13 protein-coding genes are annotated in these 22,640 nt (G+C 48.9%); all 13 read right to left on the bottom strand.

Going from position 1 to position 22,640, the window contains the following annotated elements; genetic code table 11:
* Nucleotides 1-12: 12 nt before the first annotated feature.
* Nucleotides 13-456, bottom strand: coding sequence for a hypothetical protein (locus tag ACV7NC_RS13545; RefSeq protein WP_458153123.1), 444 nt, complete (start codon nucleotides 454-456; stop codon nucleotides 13-15).
* A gap of 106 nt (nucleotides 457-562) precedes the next feature.
* The gene (locus ACV7NC_RS13540) at nucleotides 563-1,027 is read right to left on the bottom strand and encodes a GNAT family N-acetyltransferase (RefSeq protein WP_458153122.1); all 465 of its coding nucleotides are present in this window, start codon (nucleotides 1,025-1,027) and stop codon (nucleotides 563-565) included.
* 368 nt (nucleotides 1,028-1,395) lie between these two features.
* Nucleotides 1,396-3,135 (bottom strand): eCIS core domain-containing protein, encoded by a 1,740-nt coding sequence (locus tag ACV7NC_RS13535; protein ID WP_458153121.1) that lies wholly within the window; start codon nucleotides 3,133-3,135, stop codon nucleotides 1,396-1,398.
* Nucleotides 3,136-3,269: 134 nt separating this feature from the next.
* Nucleotides 3,270-4,856, bottom strand: coding sequence for a hypothetical protein (locus ACV7NC_RS13530; RefSeq protein ID WP_458153120.1), 1,587 nt, complete (start codon nucleotides 4,854-4,856; stop codon nucleotides 3,270-3,272).
* A gap of 57 nt (nucleotides 4,857-4,913) precedes the next feature.
* On the bottom strand, nucleotides 4,914-5,534 hold the full coding sequence (locus ACV7NC_RS13525; protein WP_458153119.1) for a class I SAM-dependent methyltransferase: 621 nt from the start codon (nucleotides 5,532-5,534) through the stop codon (nucleotides 4,914-4,916).
* A gap of 27 nt (nucleotides 5,535-5,561) precedes the next feature.
* A complete protein-coding gene (locus ACV7NC_RS13520) occupies nucleotides 5,562-8,192 on the bottom strand; it encodes a hypothetical protein (RefSeq protein WP_458153118.1) in 2,631 nt (876 codons plus the stop codon).
* Between the two features lie 8 nt (nucleotides 8,193-8,200).
* Nucleotides 8,201-9,265 (bottom strand): ATP-binding protein, encoded by a 1,065-nt coding sequence (locus ACV7NC_RS13515; protein ID WP_458153117.1) that lies wholly within the window; start codon nucleotides 9,263-9,265, stop codon nucleotides 8,201-8,203.
* Nucleotides 9,198-9,551, bottom strand: a complete 354-nt coding sequence (locus ACV7NC_RS13510) for a hypothetical protein (protein ID WP_458153116.1) — start codon at nucleotides 9,549-9,551, stop codon at nucleotides 9,198-9,200. Before ACV7NC_RS13510 ends, ACV7NC_RS13515 begins: the two co-directional genes overlap by 68 nt.
* A 41-nt stretch (nucleotides 9,552-9,592) precedes the next feature.
* A complete protein-coding gene (locus ACV7NC_RS13505; protein ID WP_458153115.1) occupies nucleotides 9,593-14,593 on the bottom strand; it encodes a contractile injection system tape measure protein in 5,001 nt (1,666 codons plus the stop codon).
* Nucleotides 14,577-17,687 carry a hypothetical protein gene (locus tag ACV7NC_RS13500; RefSeq protein WP_458153114.1) on the bottom strand — a complete coding sequence of 1,037 codons (3,111 nt, stop codon included), beginning with the start codon at nucleotides 17,685-17,687 and terminating at the stop codon, nucleotides 14,577-14,579. The genes ACV7NC_RS13505 and ACV7NC_RS13500 overlap by 17 nt, the downstream gene beginning before the upstream one ends.
* Nucleotides 17,674-18,003 carry a hypothetical protein gene (locus tag ACV7NC_RS13495; protein ID WP_458153113.1) on the bottom strand — a complete coding sequence of 110 codons (330 nt, stop codon included), beginning with the start codon at nucleotides 18,001-18,003 and terminating at the stop codon, nucleotides 17,674-17,676. Before ACV7NC_RS13495 ends, ACV7NC_RS13500 begins: the two co-directional genes overlap by 14 nt.
* Nucleotide 18,004: 1 nt before the next feature.
* Nucleotides 18,005-18,838: a hypothetical protein gene (locus ACV7NC_RS13490; RefSeq protein WP_458153111.1), complete on the bottom strand. Its 834-nt coding sequence runs from the start codon at nucleotides 18,836-18,838 to the stop codon at nucleotides 18,005-18,007.
* Nucleotides 18,811-22,629, bottom strand: coding sequence for a hypothetical protein (locus ACV7NC_RS13485; protein ID WP_458153110.1), 3,819 nt, complete (start codon nucleotides 22,627-22,629; stop codon nucleotides 18,811-18,813). Before ACV7NC_RS13485 ends, ACV7NC_RS13490 begins: the two co-directional genes overlap by 28 nt.
* Nucleotides 22,630-22,640 lie beyond the last annotated feature (11 nt).

Raw genomic sequence — 22,640 nt, 5'->3', positions numbered from 1 at the left:
TTCCTCTTGGCGTTATTGACCAGCTGGCCGCGGCGGCACCGGCAACCAGCCGCCCGGACAGCTTTTGACATAAGGATAGTAACCATCGGGGTTGCGGCAGTAATACCAGAAATTGGATTGCGGTTGGTCTGGCTGGGTCGATTGAGCCGGTTGCGCTTCTTGCCGCTCAATGTATACCGGCGGCGTTGTGGGTACGACCACTGCTGGCGGATACGCATACCAAGGCGGATAGTAGTAAGAGGGATAGCCGTAACCATAACCGCCGAACCCATAGCGGCCAAATCCATAGCCGCCAAATCCATAGCCGCCATAGCCATAACTGCCGTAAAAACCCGGGCCGTAATAACCCAGACCGATGCCGGAATGACTATGATGATGCCCATGCGCCCATGCCACGCTGCCGCTAAAGCCGAGCAGGAGAACCACTGACAAACCTTTCCATTGAACCGATTGCATAGCAACCTCACCGCAAATTTTAAATATAACCTTTCAATATGACTGATGCCGTTTCACAGAATTCCGTCGAATTGCAAAAACCCGAACCAAGTATATGGAAATGCATTCATTCCGCGGCAATACCGGGCACTGTCCATGTCAATTCCATCACAATATGGTGTTTTGCTTCTTCGATCCGGCGGAAACCCAGCCGGCGGTACAGCCGCTGGGCGCCACGGTTGGCGCGCAGCACCCGCAGGTGAACCGGCAACTGGCGATGCCGCGAAGTGGCAATCAATTCTCCGATCACAGTAGTGCCAATTCCTTGATTCTGGAACTGCGGATCGATTTGTATTTCATCCAGCCACAACCGCTCGGTTTCTTCGAGAATCATCAACATACCGACACGTTGGTTGTTACGCAGCAGAATCTGAATTTTTTGTGTCTGCCACGCTTCGGTGAATAACTCAAGCTCCTCGTCTTCGTCCCAGTAACCGAATTCTTTGACGATCAAATGCCGGTACACGGAGTGATGCAGGCGTAACAGCCAATCGTAATCGGAGTTTTGCGCGGGGCGCCGGTGGATATTCATACAAAATTTGCGATTTCTAAATTTGATGCGCGATGAATTGCAAAAAGCATCCTACAGATTTCTATTTTTCTGAATGATTTTCAGACTCTGCAATTTGAACTTCCCGCGCACAACCCGTGACTCAACTGACTGAAACGATTGACACCGTTTTCGATTGTATAACACTCGGTGTACCCCGATGGATGGATCCAATGAAGAAAATACCATTTCGAATGTTGAATTTGAATTGACCGCCGCCTCATTACATCGGGTAACTGTTTGATCGGTACTGAACTACCACAAATAAATTAACACGGGAAACGAGTCGGATGCCTCGCCCTCTATCAGGTATCCCTTGACTCCGGCGCTACACTTGAAATTTGAACCCGTTAGTCACTCTCTTTGAAAACTGTATTGGTAAAATCGAATGCACCAATACCGCCTGCGTTATAGGTGTCTTTTTCTTTTTTCCAGTCTTCGCGCCTTTCTTTTGTTGCGTTTACTTTAGTGACTTCATCAGCCGCCTCAAAACTGGAAGGAATCGGACGTTTACCACCGAAATCGCTGCGTTCAGCGGTTATTTTCATTGCCTCGCTCACATCGCTCGTGAATTTTTTCTTACCCGCATCCTCTGCAATCGCATAACCTGTCTCAGTGCCGTTAAGTGTAGTAGTTGATACATTATTAACTCCAGCAGCCACAAGTGGGACACTTTCTACCGCACGATTAATTTTTGCACGCTCAATCGCTATTTTTTCGTATGCGGTGCCGGTCAATTTCTCATCTTTAGCAATCGCTTTGTAATCATCGGGAGCGATAAGCTCGTCTTCTTTTTGCACGCTGATCGACACGCTGCCAGGATCTTCACCAAAAACACCTTTCATATCGACGGGCCGTTCAAAATTCGCAGCCCATTTTTTCTCGGCGCTTTCCAGCCAGGCAACCACATTCCACATATTGTCATCGCCTCCCCATTCACGTTTTACCAAGTGAGCGCCAATATAATCATCCCTTTTTGTTAGGCCTATTACCCCAAGCGCCTGCGATTTCTTTGCCCTTTCCCCTTCAGGCGCATTACGGTAAATGGCTGTACGAGTGGATTCCGCTGTTTGATCTTCTGAATCCGTGTCCAAGATTTTGTACTTCTGATCAAGCCGGTCTCGTGCCTCTAAAAACTCTGCCCCGCGAGTTTTATCCTTGTCCTCCGGTAGCGCATCTTTCGCAAAATTTCCAACTGCCGGGTACATTTCACGCAAAAATGCAAGCGCTTGTCCCCTTGCTCTGGTTTTCGCCGGTTGCGAACTCTTTTTATCTTTCTCCCATATTTTAGTCCCCAGGTCCAACTTCAAATTGCGCTCAACCGTATACCGCTTTAATTGGTAAGACGTACCGGTCAGAGAATTTGCGTGAGGGGCACCATCAACCATCTTTTTCTGGAAAGCGCCTGAGATCGCTCTAGCACCCATCACATCCGCTTCTTTTTCAAGTCCTTGATCATCGTTGACCGACACACCGTCTTTCATCTGCATGGTCGGCTGTACCCGCCCTTGCGCTTGTTGCACCACATGCCAGGCTTCGTGCGGCAAATGTTGCTCCTGCCCCGGCGCCACATGGATATCGGTGCCTTGCGCATACGCCAATGCGTTGAGCTGAGCGGGCTGAGGGGAATTGTAGTGGACGCGGACGGAATCCATCGACAGGCCTGACAACGATTCAATACCGGATTTGAGATTATCCGGCAAACCGGTGTTGTTCGGTTGGGCGGATGAATGTTCTTTCAATTGCGCGGGCGTATCTGTCGCTGCTGTTTTCTGCAACGCTTCCTCTTCAACCCGCTGGATCGGCTCGGATTTCTTTTGCAGCGATTCATCTTCCTCGACACGCTGCACGGCATCACAGCAAAGCATTTTGCGTTGCGCCAGCATGCGCGAGCTGCTGTGCATTTGCTGACTGATTCGCCGTTGCGCAATCGCATGCGGTGTATTGGCCATGGCAACTTTCAATTGCCGTTGATCCGCTGACGAGTCACGATTATCCACCATCCCTTGATGAACGGATGAAATAGTTGCCATGGCAGCAGAACTGCGCGTTTGTTGGCGCTGCGGTTCAACCAAAAATGATTGTTTCATATTACCCTCCAATATGCTTTAGGGACTGACTTGTAACTAAATTCGATCTATAGAAACATGGTTCGAGAGATTGTTCTCGCATTCCCCAAGTCAGAAGAATGATTTTCAATAGGTAAGGGAACACTGACTAACCCTTAAAATCCTAGATCATCCGCTTCCATATCACTTTCATTATCAAAATAATTATCGTTTACCAGATCCACATTCTGGCCCCCATCGCCAAGAAGATCAAACGTACTCCAGTAATCTTGCTGAAACTGATTCGAATACGGTTGTACAAAATTATTAGCAAGCATGGACAAATGCTGTGGTGCAATGTTTACAGGCTGATTCAGTAAATTCAGTGCGCCACCCTGATGCTGCTGTTGCGGCATAGGCTGAAAATTTCCCGGTTGTGGAGAAAAGTTAAATGTGTCGGAAAATGAAGATTTGGGTTCCGGCATGTAATCAAAAATGGATTCGTTCGTAGAGTAACCGTATGATGTTGAATAATTCGATTCCAAAATAGGATCTTGTTTCATGACTTCAACAAAAGCCTGACCAAAATCTTTCTCTATTAAGCCATAAAAATTCTTTATCAACTCTTCAGCTTTCTTATTTAACTTGGTAAGGCTTGCTTTTTGTCCTTTATCAAGAGTTTGCGGTAGGTTGCCAAATTTCAGCGCATCCTCCAGAACATTCTCAAACAAATTACCAAGCGACTTACCGATCGTTTCTATTTTTTGATAATCGATAATTTCTTTACCGCTATACATGGAAGCCCATTGTTGAATAACTTGAAACACTCTGTCATCCAGTTTGTATTCATGCGCATTTTTCTTGGCAAGTGACAGGAGGGGGTTGTGTTTGGCAGCCTGTGGACCAACCGGCGCAAGTCCCCCGGATGGTTTTGCCGTGCTTCCATCAATGGGTGGACGTCCCTTATATATCGAAGGGATCGTAACCTTCACGGTATCCATCGGTTGCATAGCTTTTGCCGGATTGAGCAGTTGTGCTTCACAATCAAAAGTGGCATTAACTGTCTCTGCCTTCATGTCAACTTTGACTGGCTTTGCTTCCACTGTATACTTGACCCATTGTTTATGGTCGTTCACCCAGCTTTTTACGGTGCTTTCGATAAAATGCTCATGTTGGTGATTTGCTTCGCCCGTAATCGGGAAAAGATTAAAATCCTCACCCGGCCCACCCACATTGTCATTTAATAAATGGCCACGAATATATTTCTGGTCAGTTGGTAATTTAGGATCTGTGGGTAGTTGACGCATCAATCCCTTTTGGGCCCCGGATTTCGGCGGACCACCTTGTAGATGATCGGGACCCAATGGATTTGCGATCATTTTCACACCCACAGTTGTATTTGTACCATCGCCTTGAATCTTGCTTGTGGTCCAGTTTACATCGGTTTGCCGATTATCGAGCACTCCTGTTGACCAAACCTGCCGCTGAACGGGTCGGCCTGAAGTATCCTGAAATTTCGAATCAGATCTTGTTTTTTTCAGTTCTATCATCTGCATTGGCGATGCTATGCGACCATTATTATGAAACGCTGCCGACATCCGGCGCTGAGCTACAATCTTCGAACTGGAATGGATGTTTTTGATCAGCTTCCGTTGTGCAATTGTACTTGAGCGATTATCCACAAAATTTTGCTTGTGAATCGCAACTGGCTCTTCATCAGCAAGCTGAGCTTGGGATGTTTGTCGCTCCGGTTTAAACAACATTGTTCGTTTCACCTAGCCCCCGTTTCTGGATTTTTTTCCAATCCCTTTGCAAACAACCTAACTATCCGCCCCATCCCGATACATCAATACGGTAAAATCATCTTCCAAATAATCATCGAAACATTCTACTCGCGGTGACAATACCCGGCAAAACGCCAGAATTTCATCGCGATCATGACCGACCAGCAAATCATGGTGTGGGAAACGGCTTTTATCCAGCATGTTAAAAGCCAGCGCGATTCCGGCGCTGTTATACAGCTTGCAGATCATGCCGGTATAAAAATTTTCATCTTTACAACGATAGCCCAATACGCCACTGGCAATCACATAATCAACTTGCGGTAACACCGCGGTACTGAAGTCCGTTTGATAAAAAGTTGTCCGCTCAATGCCTTCGTAACGCTTCCTGGCTTCGGCAATAAACTCCGGCATTTGATCGATACCGGTATAGTCAAAATCCGAAAAATGCAAATCAAGGAAAGCTTTTAAATCGCCATAACCGCAACCGATGTCCAAAATCATCGCGCCATTCAGATTTCCAACTTTCATCAATGCTTGGAAGCGTAACTGTTGACTGTTCTTACTGCGCCAACCGAGCGCCTCAACGGTACCTGGTTGAAACTGACCGATACGGTGCCGGTGGTAGTGCAAGATCGTTGCTTTTTCGATGAGATTCATCGTTACTCGCCATTTCAAATCAATCGTTTAATTCTCGGTTTGATTGCCATAAGCCAACCCTCTTGGGCGCGTCGGCTTTCTCATTTGTTTTTTCCGTCTTTGATATACGACGATACTGGCTGCAACACCGCCAAAAAGCAGCATTATTAATGGCAAGTTGCCTTCCGATACCGGCTCCAGCATCGGGTCATACGTCAACAGCAGTATCGCAACGATCAAGGTTGGAACCACGATCAGAATCAAATAAAACACGTACCAGTTCCTGATTTTGCTGCGGACCCGGCATGAATAAAAATACAGACCGGTATAAATCAAGCAAATGCTAACCAATAAACCGAATGCAATGCGGAATAAATAACGGTTATCGCAAACCACTTTTTCCAGCATCGATTCCGGTTCTCCATGCCAAGTCGTCGCCTGAAAAAATCGAGTCAGGCAACCGCTCACCGATTGAATTTCATCGCAGCGGAACGGCATTTCTGCGGTGACTTCGGCTTCATTCGTCAGGAACGGCCAAAAGCCAATACCGCCAAAATTATCCTTGAAATACACCACGTCATCTTCCAATTGCTTCCAATTTTTGCCATCGAACTCGATCACCGGAATGATATTTCTCAATAGTAATCCCCGCTCCATACCGTGTAACTCGCTATTCTCAATTTCCAACCGTAATTTCTTCTTCGAATCGGTTGTCGGCTCTTCGATAAACACCAAAATCTTGGTATTCAATGTTTCCTGCGATGAAATATTCGCTGCACTCGCTATCCCGGTTGCAGGTTTCGTCTGATCGATCCATGCCAGCAAATTGGAATACCGGTAAATTCCGCTTCCCAGCCTGGATTGGGAAACCAGAATATTGACAAAGTAATCATTGCCCTCAACCTGCAATCGTTTCTGCAAGTCCGAAAAAAACCGGTTAAACAATCCTACCGATTCGTAATCATCCGGAAAATCGTTAAAGTAAAGCGTTACGCCATCCCCGCGCGTCGCCGGCTTGATTACCCCCAATGTCAGGTTCTGTGCAAATTTTGAGGCACTGTCGGTAAGCTGGGCGGTCAGCAGATTGACGATACTATCCGTCAGGGTTTCGAGAACCATCACTCTGGCAGCAACCGTCATCGCTTTCCAACGGTCCCAGTAGGGCTTGTCGTTATGCACAACCCAGTCGACTTTGCTATTGTGTTTGCGGGCTGTGCGGATAAATGCGGCTTGAAGGTTCTGACCGGCATCGTTCACCGACAGCACCGTAACATCATTATGCGGATTATTGGTTTGCTTGATGATGCCGTCCTCGTCGAATGACAATCCGTAGTACGCCACTCGGGACAAGACACTGAAATTAACCGACTGCGCTGCACCATCCGCTCTCCAAAATGGATAAAGACCGTACACCGTCCCGGTTAAATCATCAAGAACACAACCGCAACCGCTGCCATCCCACCGTATCGGGTTAGTGGCACGATAGTCGGGTTTCTTCTTGTAGTGCAACTGGATCGCGGGATGGATGACATTCTCATAGACGCCGCTTACGAATTCATTGATCAGCGCCAGATCTTCCGCCTCACAGTCGTCCTTGCGTCGCATGCGCAATAAATCAATCTGCTTAAGTTGCTGTGAGAAATCGGGTATTCCTTGATAAGGACCGGTCAACAAATCCTCCGTGAGTTTATCAAAATCGTCGTCACTCAGCTTTAAACGGGAAATATATTCATTCTGCTGATCGAGATTTTGACAAGCGCCAACGCCTGCGCTGACTTTGGATTTCACCGCCTGCGCAAACAAATGCTGATCCGGATAGGCAATGCCGCTGATGGTATTTTCCAGCAACTTGACGAGAATACTATTGAGCGAAGCAAACAACGAATCGCCCATCAGAATTTCCAGAAAACTCTGACTGATTACCGGATCGGCGTAACGGAAATAACGCTCAATCACAACCGCCAGTTTTTCAGCCAATTCCGGATATTCATTCAGCACCCCCGTAACTGCTTCCTTTAGCGCCTCGGCGTTATCAAAACGCTTGTTGACCAGCTTCGCCAGTTGCGCTTGTATCTGGTTCTTGCCTTGCAATACCTTGAAATCTTCCGCGGATAATTGGTAATAAAAAGTTACGAGCTGATTCTTACTGGGTTTACCGGGGTCCGGCGGCGGCTCAACCACTTGCAAGTATAGATACACCAGATCCAATAATGCTTGGTCGCTGCCGCTCCGCCGCACACCAAAATACTGGCTCTTTTGCTTGTCCGGCTGATCATCGTTCCATTCCGAGAAATCCGAACTGATGAGGATTTTCAATTCTTCCGGAAACATGCCGGCGAACGATGCAATGCGTTCCAACCGTAAAATCGTTTCATCAACATAGCGGCGGCCTACGGGTTCGATCTTAAAATCGTAAATAAAACGTTGCAGCCAGAATAAGGTGACCGGTCCAAGGGTGCCATCTGTAAGAGGATGCTGGCTCAGCGCGACATCCCTTGCCCAATCGCGGTCATACCGGTAGATCACCGCGAGATTTTGCTGCATCCGCTTGACAGTGGATCTGTTCAAGTGGCTGAAATGATCTTGATCCAGCAGGCGATCATAGTAAACTTCCGTTGCCGACACCGCCGTTATGCAACAACACCATACCATGAAAACAAGGGAGAGAAATTTATTCATCGCATAACTCACAAGGTTCGACCTTCCTTAAGTAACTCTTTGGTGACACCCTGAATCAGGTCGTACTGAAGGATCGTGCTACGGTTCATGCGTACCGCTTGAATGGCAGCATAACGCACTGCATTGGTAATAGCTCCGCCGGATAGCTCGTATCGTTCCGCCAGTTTTACCAAATCCACATCGGCTGACAACAGCCCGGGATTCGCAAACATCCCTTGCCATAAGCGCAGACGTTGATCGGCATCCGGCATGGCAAAGTGTATCGAAGCTTGGAAGCGCCGGGCAAAAGCCTCATCGATGTTAGCCTTGAGGTTGGTTGCCAGAATCACGACGCCGGGATAGTCTTCCACCCGCTGCAACAAATACGACACTTCCTGATTGGCATAACGGTCGTTCGAGTTGCTGGTCTGTGTCCTTTTGCCGAACAATGCATCCGCTTCATCAAAAAACAAAATCCAGTTCTTATTGATAGCTTGATCAAATACGTTGGCAAGGTTCTTTTCAGTCTCGCCGATATACTTCGATACCACCATCGACAAATCAATGCGATAGACATCAACGCCGATGCTGAGACCAATTAATGTCGCGGTCAAGGTTTTTCCAGTGCCCGGCGGACCGTAAAATAGCGCTCGATATCCCGGTTTAATATTTCTCTCTAATTTCCATTGTTGCAAGATCACTTGCGAGAAACGCAGCCAGGCATTGATATTTTCCACCTCATCCATTACTTCCGGGTTCAAGACCAGGTCATCCCATGTCAAGGAAGTTGTTATCAATTTTGCAGGAAAATGAATGCCATAGTCAGGCTTATCACGACGACCGAGCGTTACGCGATTCAAGCACTCGGCAGTTACCATCAGCATGGCGCTCAAGAACGGTTCTCCACTGGCATTATGTTCTATTCTGATCATCTGCTGCTTCAACAGAAAATGATCCGTTTGAAACAAATTCATCGCTTCAAAGCGCCGCGACAGATCTTCTCCGGCAAGAATAAAGACTGCGGTTTCACACGTCGGTAAGAAACCGCTGTGCCCTTTTCCTTTCTTTCCATCCGCCAAACTCGGTAAAACCACGGGCTGTTTCCTGATTATTGAGCAAAAAGGTATCCAGTACATGCGGTTGAATATGCGGCAACAATGCCAGAATCAGCACCAGACGCTCATCAAAGCCCATGTTGCAGGCTTGTATCAATTGAGCGTAATCGGAAGAGTCGGCGCTGATATCCGGCGGCTCAATCGCGCGAATATCCTTAATGGCGGATTCTCTGCAAAAGTAAATATCGCAACGTGCTGCGAGCACCGCTTTAAACCAGGCGACCTCTTTTTCTAAAGTAATAGCATTCGCATGACTCTCGATCATAGCTTATGTTCTTTCGATGTAAAAAAACAGATCACAACAATTTAGCGCCAGGTTACATGCACTGCATGTTCCATCCAAGCGTGCTTAATTACCGAAAAACTCCACGGCAAACTATCCAGCAGCATATCAAACACACCCGGCTCGACCGTTAAATACCATAGCCCATCTTCTTTTAACTGCAATACGCCTTTACGCTGCAGAAAGGTTTCGCGTAACCCGCTGATGGAGGTATTACCGACAGTTTTCCAGTTTTGAATCATGCCGCACAGCAAGCCTTCTATCGTTTCTTGTTCACGGTCATTGATCTCAATTTCCCGGCAAATCGGAATGCCGGTAGTGATACCGCACAAAATCTTATTCAGCGTCAATTGATATTCCGGTGACTGCAATTGCTCGTTGACCAGAAATTGCAACAAATGGACCGCCCGCTCCGCTGCTTGCCGGTTAACAAATGCGCCGTCGTTGACCAGTTCCAGCAATGTGAACAATCGCGGCAAATAGGGCGCGGCTAAAATCATTCCGGCATTATCAATGAAAATCTCTTCGTAGACATCGCCGGATTGTGATCCTTTCAGCAGAGAATCCCAATCGATCGCCGGAAATGCTTCAGGACTTGCAAGTTCTGTAGCGTTGCTCACTGTTCGACTCTGCGGCCTGGTTGCTTCCGCACGCAACCCGGAAGTTATGATGGATTGCGAAATCATGCGCTGCAGCATCGTGTGCAATGCCCCGTAGGCTTTGATCTGTTCCAGTTGCTCGTACCAAGCCAGCAGCGTCTCTCCGCTATCGGTGCCAGCGGATACCGCGCGCGCCAGTGTGTGCAGGTAGATCGCCGGCTCGAATTCGCGATCAGCTTCCGTTAGGCAATAAGCAATTGCCCCCCGGCGTATCCGTTGCGCCCACTGCGCCTGGTTCAGCGCCGCTTCTTCCCCCGCGATCCCATGCAATGCCGTACCCTGCGCCAGCAGATGTTCCATGATGCGCGCCGCCTGCGGTTGCAGCAAATAAACGAGATCAAGTGCCAATGCCGGCGGTAATTTACCCGCCAATTCGTCCAGTTCCATGCTGCTGAGCAGCTCCCGTAGCCGTTGCTGTATTTGCGCTACCCGCATGCCGGTCGCGCTGAATCGCGCGATTTCTTTCAGCAATCCAACCTTTTGCAACCCGCGCAAGATCTTTTCATAGGTTACGTGATACGCTGCTTCCGCTTGCCAGTCCGATTCGCTGCCTGGCGGTGCGGGCTTTGGCGGATCTGCCTTGAGGGGCACGGCTTGCCCAGCTTTTGCCATATCCGCAGACGTATCGCTTGTTGAGATTTCTTTGCCTCCGGTGCTGACGTTCTCAGCGTCCCGCTGCACCGATGCTGCAATTGCTTCCACGTCAATTTCGCGATTTTGCAGCATCGCTTCCAGTATGCTCCGGTAGTAGCCGCGTTGATCAGTTATCCGCATCGCTTGCTGATCGATGCTTTGCAGAAAAAGCTGGCGGTCGGCATTTGAAACCGCCGATTCAGCCCGCAGCAATCCTTCAATCAGATTGCGCAAGTCATTTACGTGCAGGTGCGTTGCCGTTAAATCATGGCGGCCACGGCGTAATTCCTGGTAGAACTGCTGCAGTTGTTCCGGCTGTTTGATCGGCATCGCTTGCAAGTGTTGCCGCAGTTGCTGTTGCGCGGTATCAATCCCTTCGGCTTGAGGCTGCTGTTGCTGTTCCTGGTAAGTTGTAACGCCTTCCGCTACTTCATCCACCAGAAATGCTGTGGCTTTCCCTCTGGCCGTCTGCCGCCCGGGTGCAGCTGCCATGCCCATTTGCAGTTGCGTAACCAGCGTTCCATGCGATTGCGTGCGTTGCAGGGCCGTAAGCCAGGCACGCAATAGTTTCTGCGGATTGTCCTGGTCTGTTACACCGCGCGCCAGCGCTTGCAAGTAAGCCAGCGGCTCCAGTGCCGTGCCGGGTTGCGATGACCAGTAGGTTAAACTGGCCATCCACAGTTTCTGTTGCCATTGTGCATGGCTAAACTCACCGCCTTGATGCTTCAGCTTGTATAGCTTGTCGCTGTAACCAAGCAAGTCTTCCATTATCAACGCCGCTTGCTCCGACAACACGAAGTGAATATCCTGCAGCAGGCGGGTCGGCAGTTTGATCACCTCGGCTCTCACTGCCGCTGCACTTAGCCACTTTTGCAATTCCCGCCTGAAGGCCGCCGGCTCCTGATCCGTCCACTTGTGAGCCGGTGCTCCTATTGGTCCCATTCCGCATAGCGCGGCTATGACCCGCGCCGCCGGTGTTTCTCGCTCCAGCTGTCTCTGCCGTGCTGGCCTCCATGCACCGTCAAGCACGGCCGGCTGAGCTGCCGTTTCCTGGTTTATTTTATCAACGTGACTCGGTGCAACTGTTGGAGTCCGCGATATCGAATTTTGGGAAGCCTGGGATAACTTATTGATCATTTGTAACATCGCATGCAATGCCCCGTAGGCTTTGATCTGTTCCAGTTGCTCGTACCAAGCCAGCAGCGTCTCTCCGCTATCGGTGCCAGCGGATACCGCGCGCGCCAGTGTGTGCAGGTAGATCGCCGGCTCGAATTCGCGATCAGCTTCCGTTAGGCAATAAGCAATTGCCCCCCGGCGTATCCGTTGCGCCCACTGCGCCTGGTTCAGCGCCGCTTCTTCCCCCGCGATCCCATGCAATGCCGTACCCTGCGCCAGCAGATGTTCCATGATGCGCGCCGCCTGCGGTTGCAGCAAATAAACGAGATCAAGTGCCAATGCCGGCGGTAATTTACCCGCCAGTTCGTCCAGTTCCATGCTGCTGAGCAGCTCCCGTAGCCGTTGCTGTATTTGCGCTACCCGCATGCCGGTCGCGCTGAATCGCGCGATTTCTTTCAGCAATCCAACCTTTTGCAACCCGCGCAAGATCTTTTCATAGGTTACGTGATACGCTGCTTCCGCTTGCCAGTCCGATTCGCTGCCTGGCGGTGCGGGCTTTGGCGGATCTGCCTTGAGGGGCACGGCTTGCCCAGCTTTTGCCATATCCGCAAACGTATCGCTTGTTGAGATTTCTTTGCCTCCGGTGCTGACGCTCTCAGCGTCCCGCTGCACCGATGCTGCAATTGCTTCCACGTCAATTTCGCGATTTTGCAGCATCGCTTCCAGTATGCTCCGGTAGTAGCCGCGTTGATCAGTTATCCGCATCGCTTGCTGATCGATGCTTTGCAGAAAAAGCTGGCGGTCGGCATTTGAAACCGCCGATTCAGCCCGCAGCAATCCTTCAATCAGATTGCGCAAGTCATTTACGTGCAGGTGCGTTGCCGTTAAATCATGGCGGCCACGGCGTAATTCCTGGTAGAACTGCTGCAGTTGTTCCGGCTGTTTGATCGGCATCGCTTGCAAGTGTTGCCGCAGTTGCTGTTGCGCGGTATCAATCCCTTCGGCTTGAGGCTGCTGTTGCTGTTCCTGGTAAGTTGTAACGCCTTCCGCTACTTCATCCACCAGAAATGCTGTGGCTTTCCCTCTGGCCGTCTGCCGCCCGGGTGCAGTTGCCATGCCCATTTGCAGTTGCGTAACCAGCGTTCCATGCGATTGTGTGCGTTGCAGCGCCGTTAGCCAGGCACGCAATAGTTTCTGCGGATTGTCCTGGTCTGTTACACCGCGCGCCAGCGCTTGCAAGTAAGCCAGCGGCTCCAACGCCGTGCCGGGTTGCGATGACCAGTAGGTTAAACTGGCCATCCACAGTTTCTGTTGCCATTGTGCACGGCTAAGCTCACCGCCTTGATGCTTCAGCTTGTACAGCTTGTCGCTGTAACCAAGCAAGTCTTCCATTATCAACGCCGCTTGCTCCGACAACACGAAGTGAATATCCTGCAGCAGGCGGGTCGGCAGTTTGATCACCTCGGCTCTCACTGCCGCTGCACTTAGCCACTTTTGCAATTCCCGCCTGAAGGCCGCCGGCTCCTGATCCGTCCACTTGTGAGCCGGTGCTCCTATTGGTCCCATTCCGCATAGCGCGGCTATGACCCGCGCCACCGGTGTCTCTCGCTCAATAAGCGCACGCCTCGCTGACCCGCTACGAGCTGCGGCGTTACCCGGAAGTATCGCAACAGGCTTCCGCCCGAAAAATTCGGTATCAAGTGCTTGCAAAGCCTCACACAAAACATCATCAATCTTTCCGGATTTTTTCCATTGAGACGCTGTTGCTATCAATTGTCTCACTAACTGTCCCGGCTCTTGCCACGGCTGGCTGATCGCATTTTGATCGATTAATTGGCGCAATAGCGCTGTTGGGTGATCGGGCAGCCGGTTATTTAACAGTAAAAATTCGAACGAGTGAACCCATGCAGCGACCGATTTCTCAGCAGGCGAGCTTTGTAAATCAGCGTGTTCAAACAGGGCTTGCCGGTAAATCCTCATAAAATCTGCGAGCATGGCAGCATGCGCCGGGGTCATGTGGAAAAGCAAATTTTCCAAATGCTGCTGGGGAAATTGTGAGATCAAACGTCTCACCGAGATTGTCCGATCATCCGCCGGCAAACGTTTCAACAGAGTAATCAATAACTCCCCGGCATTTTCAGACTGCAACACGCGTTGAAGCATGGTTTCATGGGCCCGTTGATCCTTGCCGTCGATATGCCAGGGTAAAGTACCGGTTAACAAGAAATCCCGCAATTGTTCCAGATCCGACTGCAGCCGAGTGATACGCCGTGCCGACCCCAAGGCCGCAGTCTCCAGACCGATGTCAGGTATTTTATTTTGTTGTGCGTGTAGACACTCGCTCAGTTTTTCACGTAACCGCTGCACCAGTACATCGTAAAAGTTGTCCTCGTGAATATCGCCCAGATCGAGCTCCAGCTGATCCATACGCCATACCACGCCGGTCTCGTCAAACTCGAGAAAAACGCTATCGATGACCGGCAATAATTGGGTTGTTAACCAACCACTCATATCCGTTTCGAACGTCTGTGCGATGGTCATGGAATCGAAAGAACAATCAAAAATAAGCTCTTCAATGCAATGTGCCGGTGAGTTTTCACTAAATCCAGCACGCATGGCTATTTTCCTTTCTATTTTTCACAAGGAAAGTGATGAGTCTTTTAGATGCATTGTTGAGCTGCTCGAGGCTCGGCTGATCCGGATCGGTTTGTTGCATGCAATCCAGCCATATCCGGTAACGCTGCTCGAAATCTCGCATATAAACAAAATCCAGCCAATAAAACTCCGGGAATACATGCGCCGGAAGGTTGTAACGCACGGTTTCTTCTGCAAACTTCCTGAACGCCGGATTTGAAAAACGCGCTGTCCACGAGGGAAAAATCACACTGACCCGGAAATCAAAAAAAGAACCGGAATCGGGGATAACGCCGGACTGTTCTGCGCCTCGGGGCCGGAGTAATACATGCTCTATCAAATGAAAGCCTTCGCAAGTGATATTGAGTTGCGTAAGTGCATGACACAGCTCATAAGCATAGCGGATCGCCTCATCCCGGCTGGCTTTTGTCTCCAAAGGCCAAAGTCGCGCAGATTGCCCGGTTTTTAGGCATACCACCGTTTGATCGCCCGAATTGACCAACCGATAATTACGTAACTCAGTTCCGGCTTTAAAAATGCTATAGCCCAGCGCTGGCAACGCTGCAGGAGTCGAGAGTCCGGCGAATTTTCCTACCTCGAAGAAGATTGATTCCGCTGATTGTTCCATCTCTTCGGAGAGAAAATTGACCGATTGCGCCAGCACCCGATCAGGAATCAGACGGCAGTTTCTCGCCAGTAAAACTTCTGTAATTGAGGGCATGCTGCGATATTGCGTCAACCCCAAGAGCACATTGATGCGCAGATGAGCCCCCGCGATATTTTCAGTAACCGCCTGCCCGGCGGTCCGTATCGCCGGCTTTAAATAATTGTAGCCAAGCGCGCGGTCGCGTGTAATTTCCCGGACACACCTCAAAAAATTGATTTTGTTATTAATAATCCAGTTTTCCGGATTCTCTCGCCAATAACAGTCGAATTGCAGCAGTAGCTTTTGCGGATATTCTTCACCATGCATTGCCAGTAATGTATCCAGCAGCCGGTTTCTCCGTTCGGCGTAAGCATCGTAGTGGCGCAAAATGCCGGATAATAAAGTCCGGCTGCTCGCTTGGCCGCCCGCATAAAGCTGCTCGATACCGGGAATATTTTGATCGTCCAGAAATTGAGAAAAATAAGATTGCTCAAGCTCAGGATCCAGTGAAAATAAATTTGGAAGCTCTTGCAGATTCTGCAAATAATCCGCCATAAGCTGTTCGAAGGGAAACAAATAGGCTTTTAGCTGCTTCGCCCGTGCTTTGACTTCGAGAGGTTTGGATTGCGGAACACCATAGCGGTTAATTCCATAAATAGCTGGAAAGTGATGCTGGATTGAATAATAGTCTTGCAAGGGCCGGCGCTGGCCTTTGGGCAGCGGGATCAATTGCGGATACGAAACGCGGTTGTTCCTGAAGGCGTAGTATTCAAAAACCAACTTACGAAGCTCCAGCCGGGCCTCTTCGAGTAATTCGGCATCCGGAGCGCCGTCGAAAGATCCAAAACCCGGAGTACTTCGAGCCGTTTGCCGTTGACTGGCGGTTTGCGCAAAAACCAGTTTCAACACTTGCTTCGGATTGCCCGATTTGGGAAAACATAAATCCGGAAAAACGTAGCGGGAAGAATCATAGGAAATGCTAGTGTGCTTTTTATTGTCCCGATCCAGCAAATACAACTCACGGACTTGAACGACCCCTTCGATTTGATTCACCAGGGTAATGAGATCAATCACACCCAGAACTTGCTGCGATCCCTCAAAGCAACGATCATTAATATGTCCATGACTTGTCAAAGGGCCGCAAAAAATCTGCTCGTAATCGCCCAATTTTTCGAAAACCGATTCATAGCGATCAATCTGGATTCCGGATGAAACGCAATGTGCACATTTGAGAAAAATCTCGGCATAAATCTTAGCCCGGCTGTATGACGGTTGAATTTCCACTTCTCCCGCCAGAAAAAAAGGCATGGTGTGAATGATTTCGATATGGTGAATATCTTCGCAGAGATTGCGATGCTGCAAAAAAACCGTTCGAATTTTTTGTTTAATCGCTGCCTCGTCAGACGCTGTGATGGCATTATCCGGTAATTCAATTTGCGTGAATAAGCCATCTCCGATTTCCAGCAGCAATTGATCCAGCTTGATCAATGCGTGCTCGAACTTCGACAGCGGAATAATCAGAGTTGCCAGCCGGTCAATGTCCATAGGCTCGCATTCACGGTGCAGATGAAAAAACGCTAAAGCATGCTGCAGTGCTTCGTGCAGTTTGGTATAACCGAATACTGCATTCATTTTCATCAGAATCTCTTGGAAACGGTCAGTCAAATCGGAACCGGTTATAGAATCAACCATAACCGACCAAAGACTGTTGATCCGGCTCCAAATGCTATCGATAGCGGACAAGGCACGATCGAGCTGACGCAATATATCGTTCAGTTGGTTGACGAATTGCGCGGGCGCCGGATCTACCTGGGCGGGATCGCTCACCGCATCCCGCCCTCTTTGCAAAGTTTCCAGCCAGCGATCCAAGCTATCACCGAGCTGATCCAGTTGGTTGCGTACCTGGTCCGAGGTCCGGCTGATCGACTCGAGTTCCGTCGAAAATTCCCGTAACCGGCCATCTTCCGGTCCCGGTTTGTCGATGCCACTTTGCAATTGCGCTTCATCCAGTTTCACGAAAACCGAATAGAGTCCCTTCGGGGCAGGAGCCTCGCCGGAGGTATAAGGCTCCAGCCAAACATAATCAATCTCGGGGATCGCATCGTATAATACTTTTTGATAGTCGATTTCTGTGGCGGCTGCACTAGGAAACACTTCCTCAGGCGAAAATAATGCATGCTGGCGATAATCGATTTTATGGTCCTGACCGGCCAAGTAGTCTGGAACTTCAAATCCGGTTCGGTAAGATAGATCCGTCAAACCATAGCAAAGATGTTCTAAGATGGTAACGCCTGGATCGTGGGTATTGTAGTCGGTCCAGATTTCCCCGCTGAGATCCTGAACCCTATCGAATGCTTCTTTTCTTAATGTATCAAAATCAAGACCATCCGGATCAATCCTAAGCCGTGGTATTTGATCAGATGTTGACATAGCCGGTTGTAACTGCGGTTGAATGCTGATTATTCCGTTGCATCCCGATCTGTCCATTCAAATCTTCCAGCAGCTTGTGGACGCGATGATAGGGCATGTTTTCCAAAGCTTTGAGAGAACGCGAAAGTTCGGCTTCGGTAAAAATAAATTGCCGCCGCTCCTGCGGAGAAGTACCGGGAACAAACAATTGATTGGCCTGCTGATTCAATTTGCCGATCAACTCAAAAACAGATTTAAATGGACATTCCGCAAGCGCTTCCAATAGCACATTGCCTTCTTCCAGATTCAAACTGATAGTGAACGTGCGCTCGGCCATTTTACTTGTCCGTTGCCTGTTGCCGCTTACGCATAACCTGCGGATAAACCGATTCGGGTTGCTTTTCGCTCTCGTACATCAGCGGATCATGCCAAAGCCGGGTCATATGATAGTTGACCCAGATATTATCTCCGTATGCGGCTTCGACACGCATTTGCAGCCTATATTCGAAGTTTTCGACATTTTCGCCATTTTGCCAGCGCAATTCGAGGCGGTTACATTTTGCACCGTAATGGGACTGGTGATAAGTGATATGCCCCTTGGTATTGTAGGTATTCAGGGCAAATGCGTGCATCAACGCAAACTTGCCGTCGGCATCCTTACCGCCGACACCGGCAACCACTTCAAACGCCTGGCAGCCAGTCAACATTTCGGTAATATCGTGCCAATTACCGTCAGCAGGTACGGCAAATTCTCCGCGCTGGCCCACACGACCATGAGACGCGATCGTTCCGGCCACATCCAATTCAAAACGGGGTGTCGCAGTATTAATGCCTACCCCCATTTTAGCGGCATTTGCGGATTCGGAATTCGCAGAGCCGATGCTGCGCAAAGTCAAGACATGGGGATTCTCAGGATTGCCAAAGCTTAAATTCGCAGTTGCTTTATCAATCCCAACAAACCACATAGCGCTGAGCGTTGACATATTTTGATAAAAGCTCATCAGTTTTCCATCACCCAATTGCGCGACCTTGAGCCCGTCTTCGACAGTTTTTTCGAATCCATCGTCAATCAGATTCAAAGTTGAATCAATGAGATCGGCAAATGCGACTTCCGACGGCATTCTTCCATTCTTGAATTTGGCTTCTAGTGTTTTTCTATCTTTTCGCGCCATTTTTCATCAGAAATAATAAAAGTACTGCCAATCTCCAACTCCCCAATCCCGGTTATTTCCGGTTCGATCAAATCATAGCGGTCATCCATCTCGATAAAATGTTGCTTAATGGGCGCCACGATACTCCAAGGATAGATTGGAACGATATCCCCGGATTCTGTGCTATCCGCCATTTGCGCCGCGCTATCGAACAATTCAAAAAAGCCTTCGCCTCTGGGTGCGATGCGTAAGATTGACAGATTGGTGACACGATCAATGTAGTCGATATTCTGAATATAAGATTCAATATCGTGCTTACTGATACACCAGCCAAAATGGCTGGTATTTCCTACGGATTCATTCCATGGCGACAGAAAATCAGAAATCGCGGTATTCAATTGACTCAGATGCTGGCCGGCCAAGAGCGGGTTTTTCAGCTTGGCCGTACACCGGACCTGGATCACTTCATAAACCGGATTACAGACATGAATCGCGACAAACGGCGAAGTCAGCTTACAGATGTAATCTTGTATTTCATTGATCATATGACCGCTCAAGAATGGCCGCTGCATCGTAATTTCATCATGCGACAGATAAGGTACCGCGACTAACATCAATTGACCGGGAGAAAACCGCTGCGTGGTCACAAAATCCGGAGTCATGTTGGGAAAGCATTTTACCTTATAGACTTGCGGAAATTTTTCCAGTATCAGCAATTCATAGTCCGCCGGCAGTAATGCGCGCTGTTTATGTTTCAGGCGTTCGCTGATACGAACACGCAACTGGTCCCGGTCTTCGAGCAGTCCACCGCCGAACGATGCCTGAATTTGTTGGATGCCCCCGATACCGGGAATTGTTTTACGGGCGCGCGTCACGGAACCGGGCGGCAGCCGGATCAAATTACTGTGAGAGCCGTGATCCGGCCGCCTGCCGGCTTTTAACGCCTGTGCATGGATTGAATATACACTGCAAAAATTTTCCAGCTCGTGTTCGGCTGACAGTCGCAACCAGGATAGCCCGGCTGGAAGCACCGTGTTTTCCTGCGTAATATCCATCGGAATATTCAAAGTAACGATTCCTGACTTCATGAACCTTTGGGTGGAGTCTGACAATATCTCTCGCGCAGTTAATGGCAGCCATTGGTTATTGGCCATATAAAACCACCGTAACTCTTTCAGATAGGCATCTTTAATCGGCAGCGAATTCTCGCGCAAATGAAAATACAGCGTAATCACGCCACCATTCATCAATCCTCGCAAACCGATCAATAAATTACCTGAGTAGGCATAATGCGGTAATAAAAAAATGCTACGATCCGAGTTAATCATTGCATTATTCCAACCCAACGGATGCAAATGAATGATTTTTTCTTGCATTACCGGTATACAGTTAGCTTCATCCCTGCCCACGATGATTTTCGAGACTGCCTTATAGTTTGCAAATATCGATAGGATCATCGGCGTGTAAGGCGGATTCGGCATTTTTCTCAGTGACTGGCTATGTTTCTGTTTTGCATTAAACGTCAACACCTCCGTCAACACTTGCGGATACTCTCGATGTCCAAAAGCCTGCGCCGGAGCTATGAGTGTAAATTTGAAAAACCCTTTATTGGCGGATGGCGAATAACTGTAGTGAATTCCGGAGCCGCGGTATTCAAGAGGACTCCAGTTGGAAATAATGGCATTACAAGATAACTGGCGATACTCACTGACCTCGCTGCCGCCGTCCAGGCCGGTATTCATTTCAAAAAGCGAGCTGACGTTAGCCGATCCGGTATTTTCAGGCAACCATTTGCCATTGGCCAGAACTGTGGCGCTCACCAGGAAATCGGTATTTCCGGCTAGTTCATAGCCTTGATAATGGGACCTAAATCCGCCAAGCGCAGTGGGAATGCCTCCCCATTGCAGGGTGACATTAAAGTCGGATAAGTGTTTACCGGACGTTTCCGGGCAACCCACGATCAAATACGCACCCACTTCCGGGATCGGACCGAAAGGTGTGAAGGGGGTCAGCGGCGATAATTGCCCAATATTATTGTAGAGCTGCAGTGTTCTGCAGCCCTCGACTTCGACGCCTATCTCAATCGAAGCTATTTCCAACTTGGAAAAAATCCCGTAAGGATATAAATAGCTCCGGGGATTCAATAAAAACCGGATGACCGGCAGCTCGCTTCCGAAATCGGTTCCGTGCACATCCGGATTCACCGCGATAATTGCGGGAAAACTTTCCGGCAACGCCAGGGTTACGCGCAAACTATTGGGGTTTTGCTGCGGGCCGGTTCCTGGATAGAATGGTAAATATTCCGCTACTTCCTGCCACCCGCTTTGCGTGGATAAGCTGATTACAAAAACATCCTTAAACGCTTTAAAAAAAGCTTGTTGCTCTTGAATAGGCGTTAGCGTCGTAGCAGGATGATCACCGGAAAGCATGGCTCCTGCTAATTTTTGAAGCCATTGTCTAAAAGTCGGTCCGTTATCCTTGAAGCAAATCTCAATCGTTATCGTCCTTTGTCCTTCTTTCAGCAGCAACACCTTGCTGGCGAATGCAAAACCGATATCCGCTTGCTGCACCAGCGCATTCTCCTCTCCTTCTCGAGGTGCGCCGAATAATGAATAGGACAGCATATCTTCCTGATCAACATTCGCCCCCGGCAACACCGGAACCTCGCGCAGCCAGCACCCGGTTGCCAATTGTCTTCCGGATTCATGGAATCGATCATCCAACTCGGCTTTTTCCAGTAAATTATTTTCTGGAAAATTCATCGGATCTCTTTTAAAGAAAAGGGTATAGATTGAGTGAACGGCTGCATCGTTAATCGCGACATCCGCCGTAGCGGTGTAGACGATATTCAGGTTTTCTTCATCCAATCTCGCAAGAAATTCGGTTCCCTGTGGAATCAAGACATTAGAGTCCTTTTTATTCGGTGTAATTACCAAATAAACAAAATCCGGGGAAAAATCACGCCGCTGAGCCTTGAGCACTTCATCATAGTAAAAATCAACATAACTCAGCGTGAACCGGTTTAATTTTTTTTGCAGTTTCTGAAATAGCTGTAAAAAAGCAAGCAACAAACCCACTGCAGGATCGTGATCACCGCTCCGCAAAGAGGATGAAAGCAGCTTGGCGGCATTGATTTGCACCATTTCAATAGCTTTAACAAATGCATAATGACTGGATCGAATGGTTGCAGTATCGGCTGTCGCAACGGTGCTTGTTCCACGATGGATCCACGATTTTTCTTCGGCAGATAACACCAAAGCAATTAAATCACTGGAAAAAACTTGTTGCTGTTTGCAACCCTCCAGATGTCCGGCCAAATATTGCCAAAGAACATCGATATCTTTCTTCAGTCCGGTAATGACGCTTTCCAGAATCTTGCGTAACTCTGTGCCAACCCGGTTATGGGGCGACGCGAATTTCTGCAGCCATTGATCCAGCAAATGCAGCGAGGTATAGGCTGCAATCACATGCCGATTGACTTCCGTGCGGGCTAAAGACTGCAGCGTATTGATGATTGAGTTATCCGGATCCGTCGGAGTTGATTGGACCACACTACCCGCCGCCAATTTTTTCAAATCGACCGCCAGTATTGTCGCAATGACAACGGTTTCATCCGCTGAGAAAAAATGCTTCCAGGTCCCGGCAATTTTGTGTTCCAGGGTGTAAAAATCCATCACTTGTGCATAATCAACCAACAGCGCCAGCAATGAATGGAAGTGCACTTCCGAGACATTAAAATAACCCTCATGCAACGCCGGCAACAGTCTGTTCTGCTGACTCCGGCCATCACTGATATGCAGTTGATTATTCATTGAATCTCTCA

Source organism: Nitrosomonas limosa, assembly GCF_054188085.1.
Note: the sequence above shows the minus strand (reverse complement) of the source record. Positions and strands in the feature narration are given on the sequence as shown.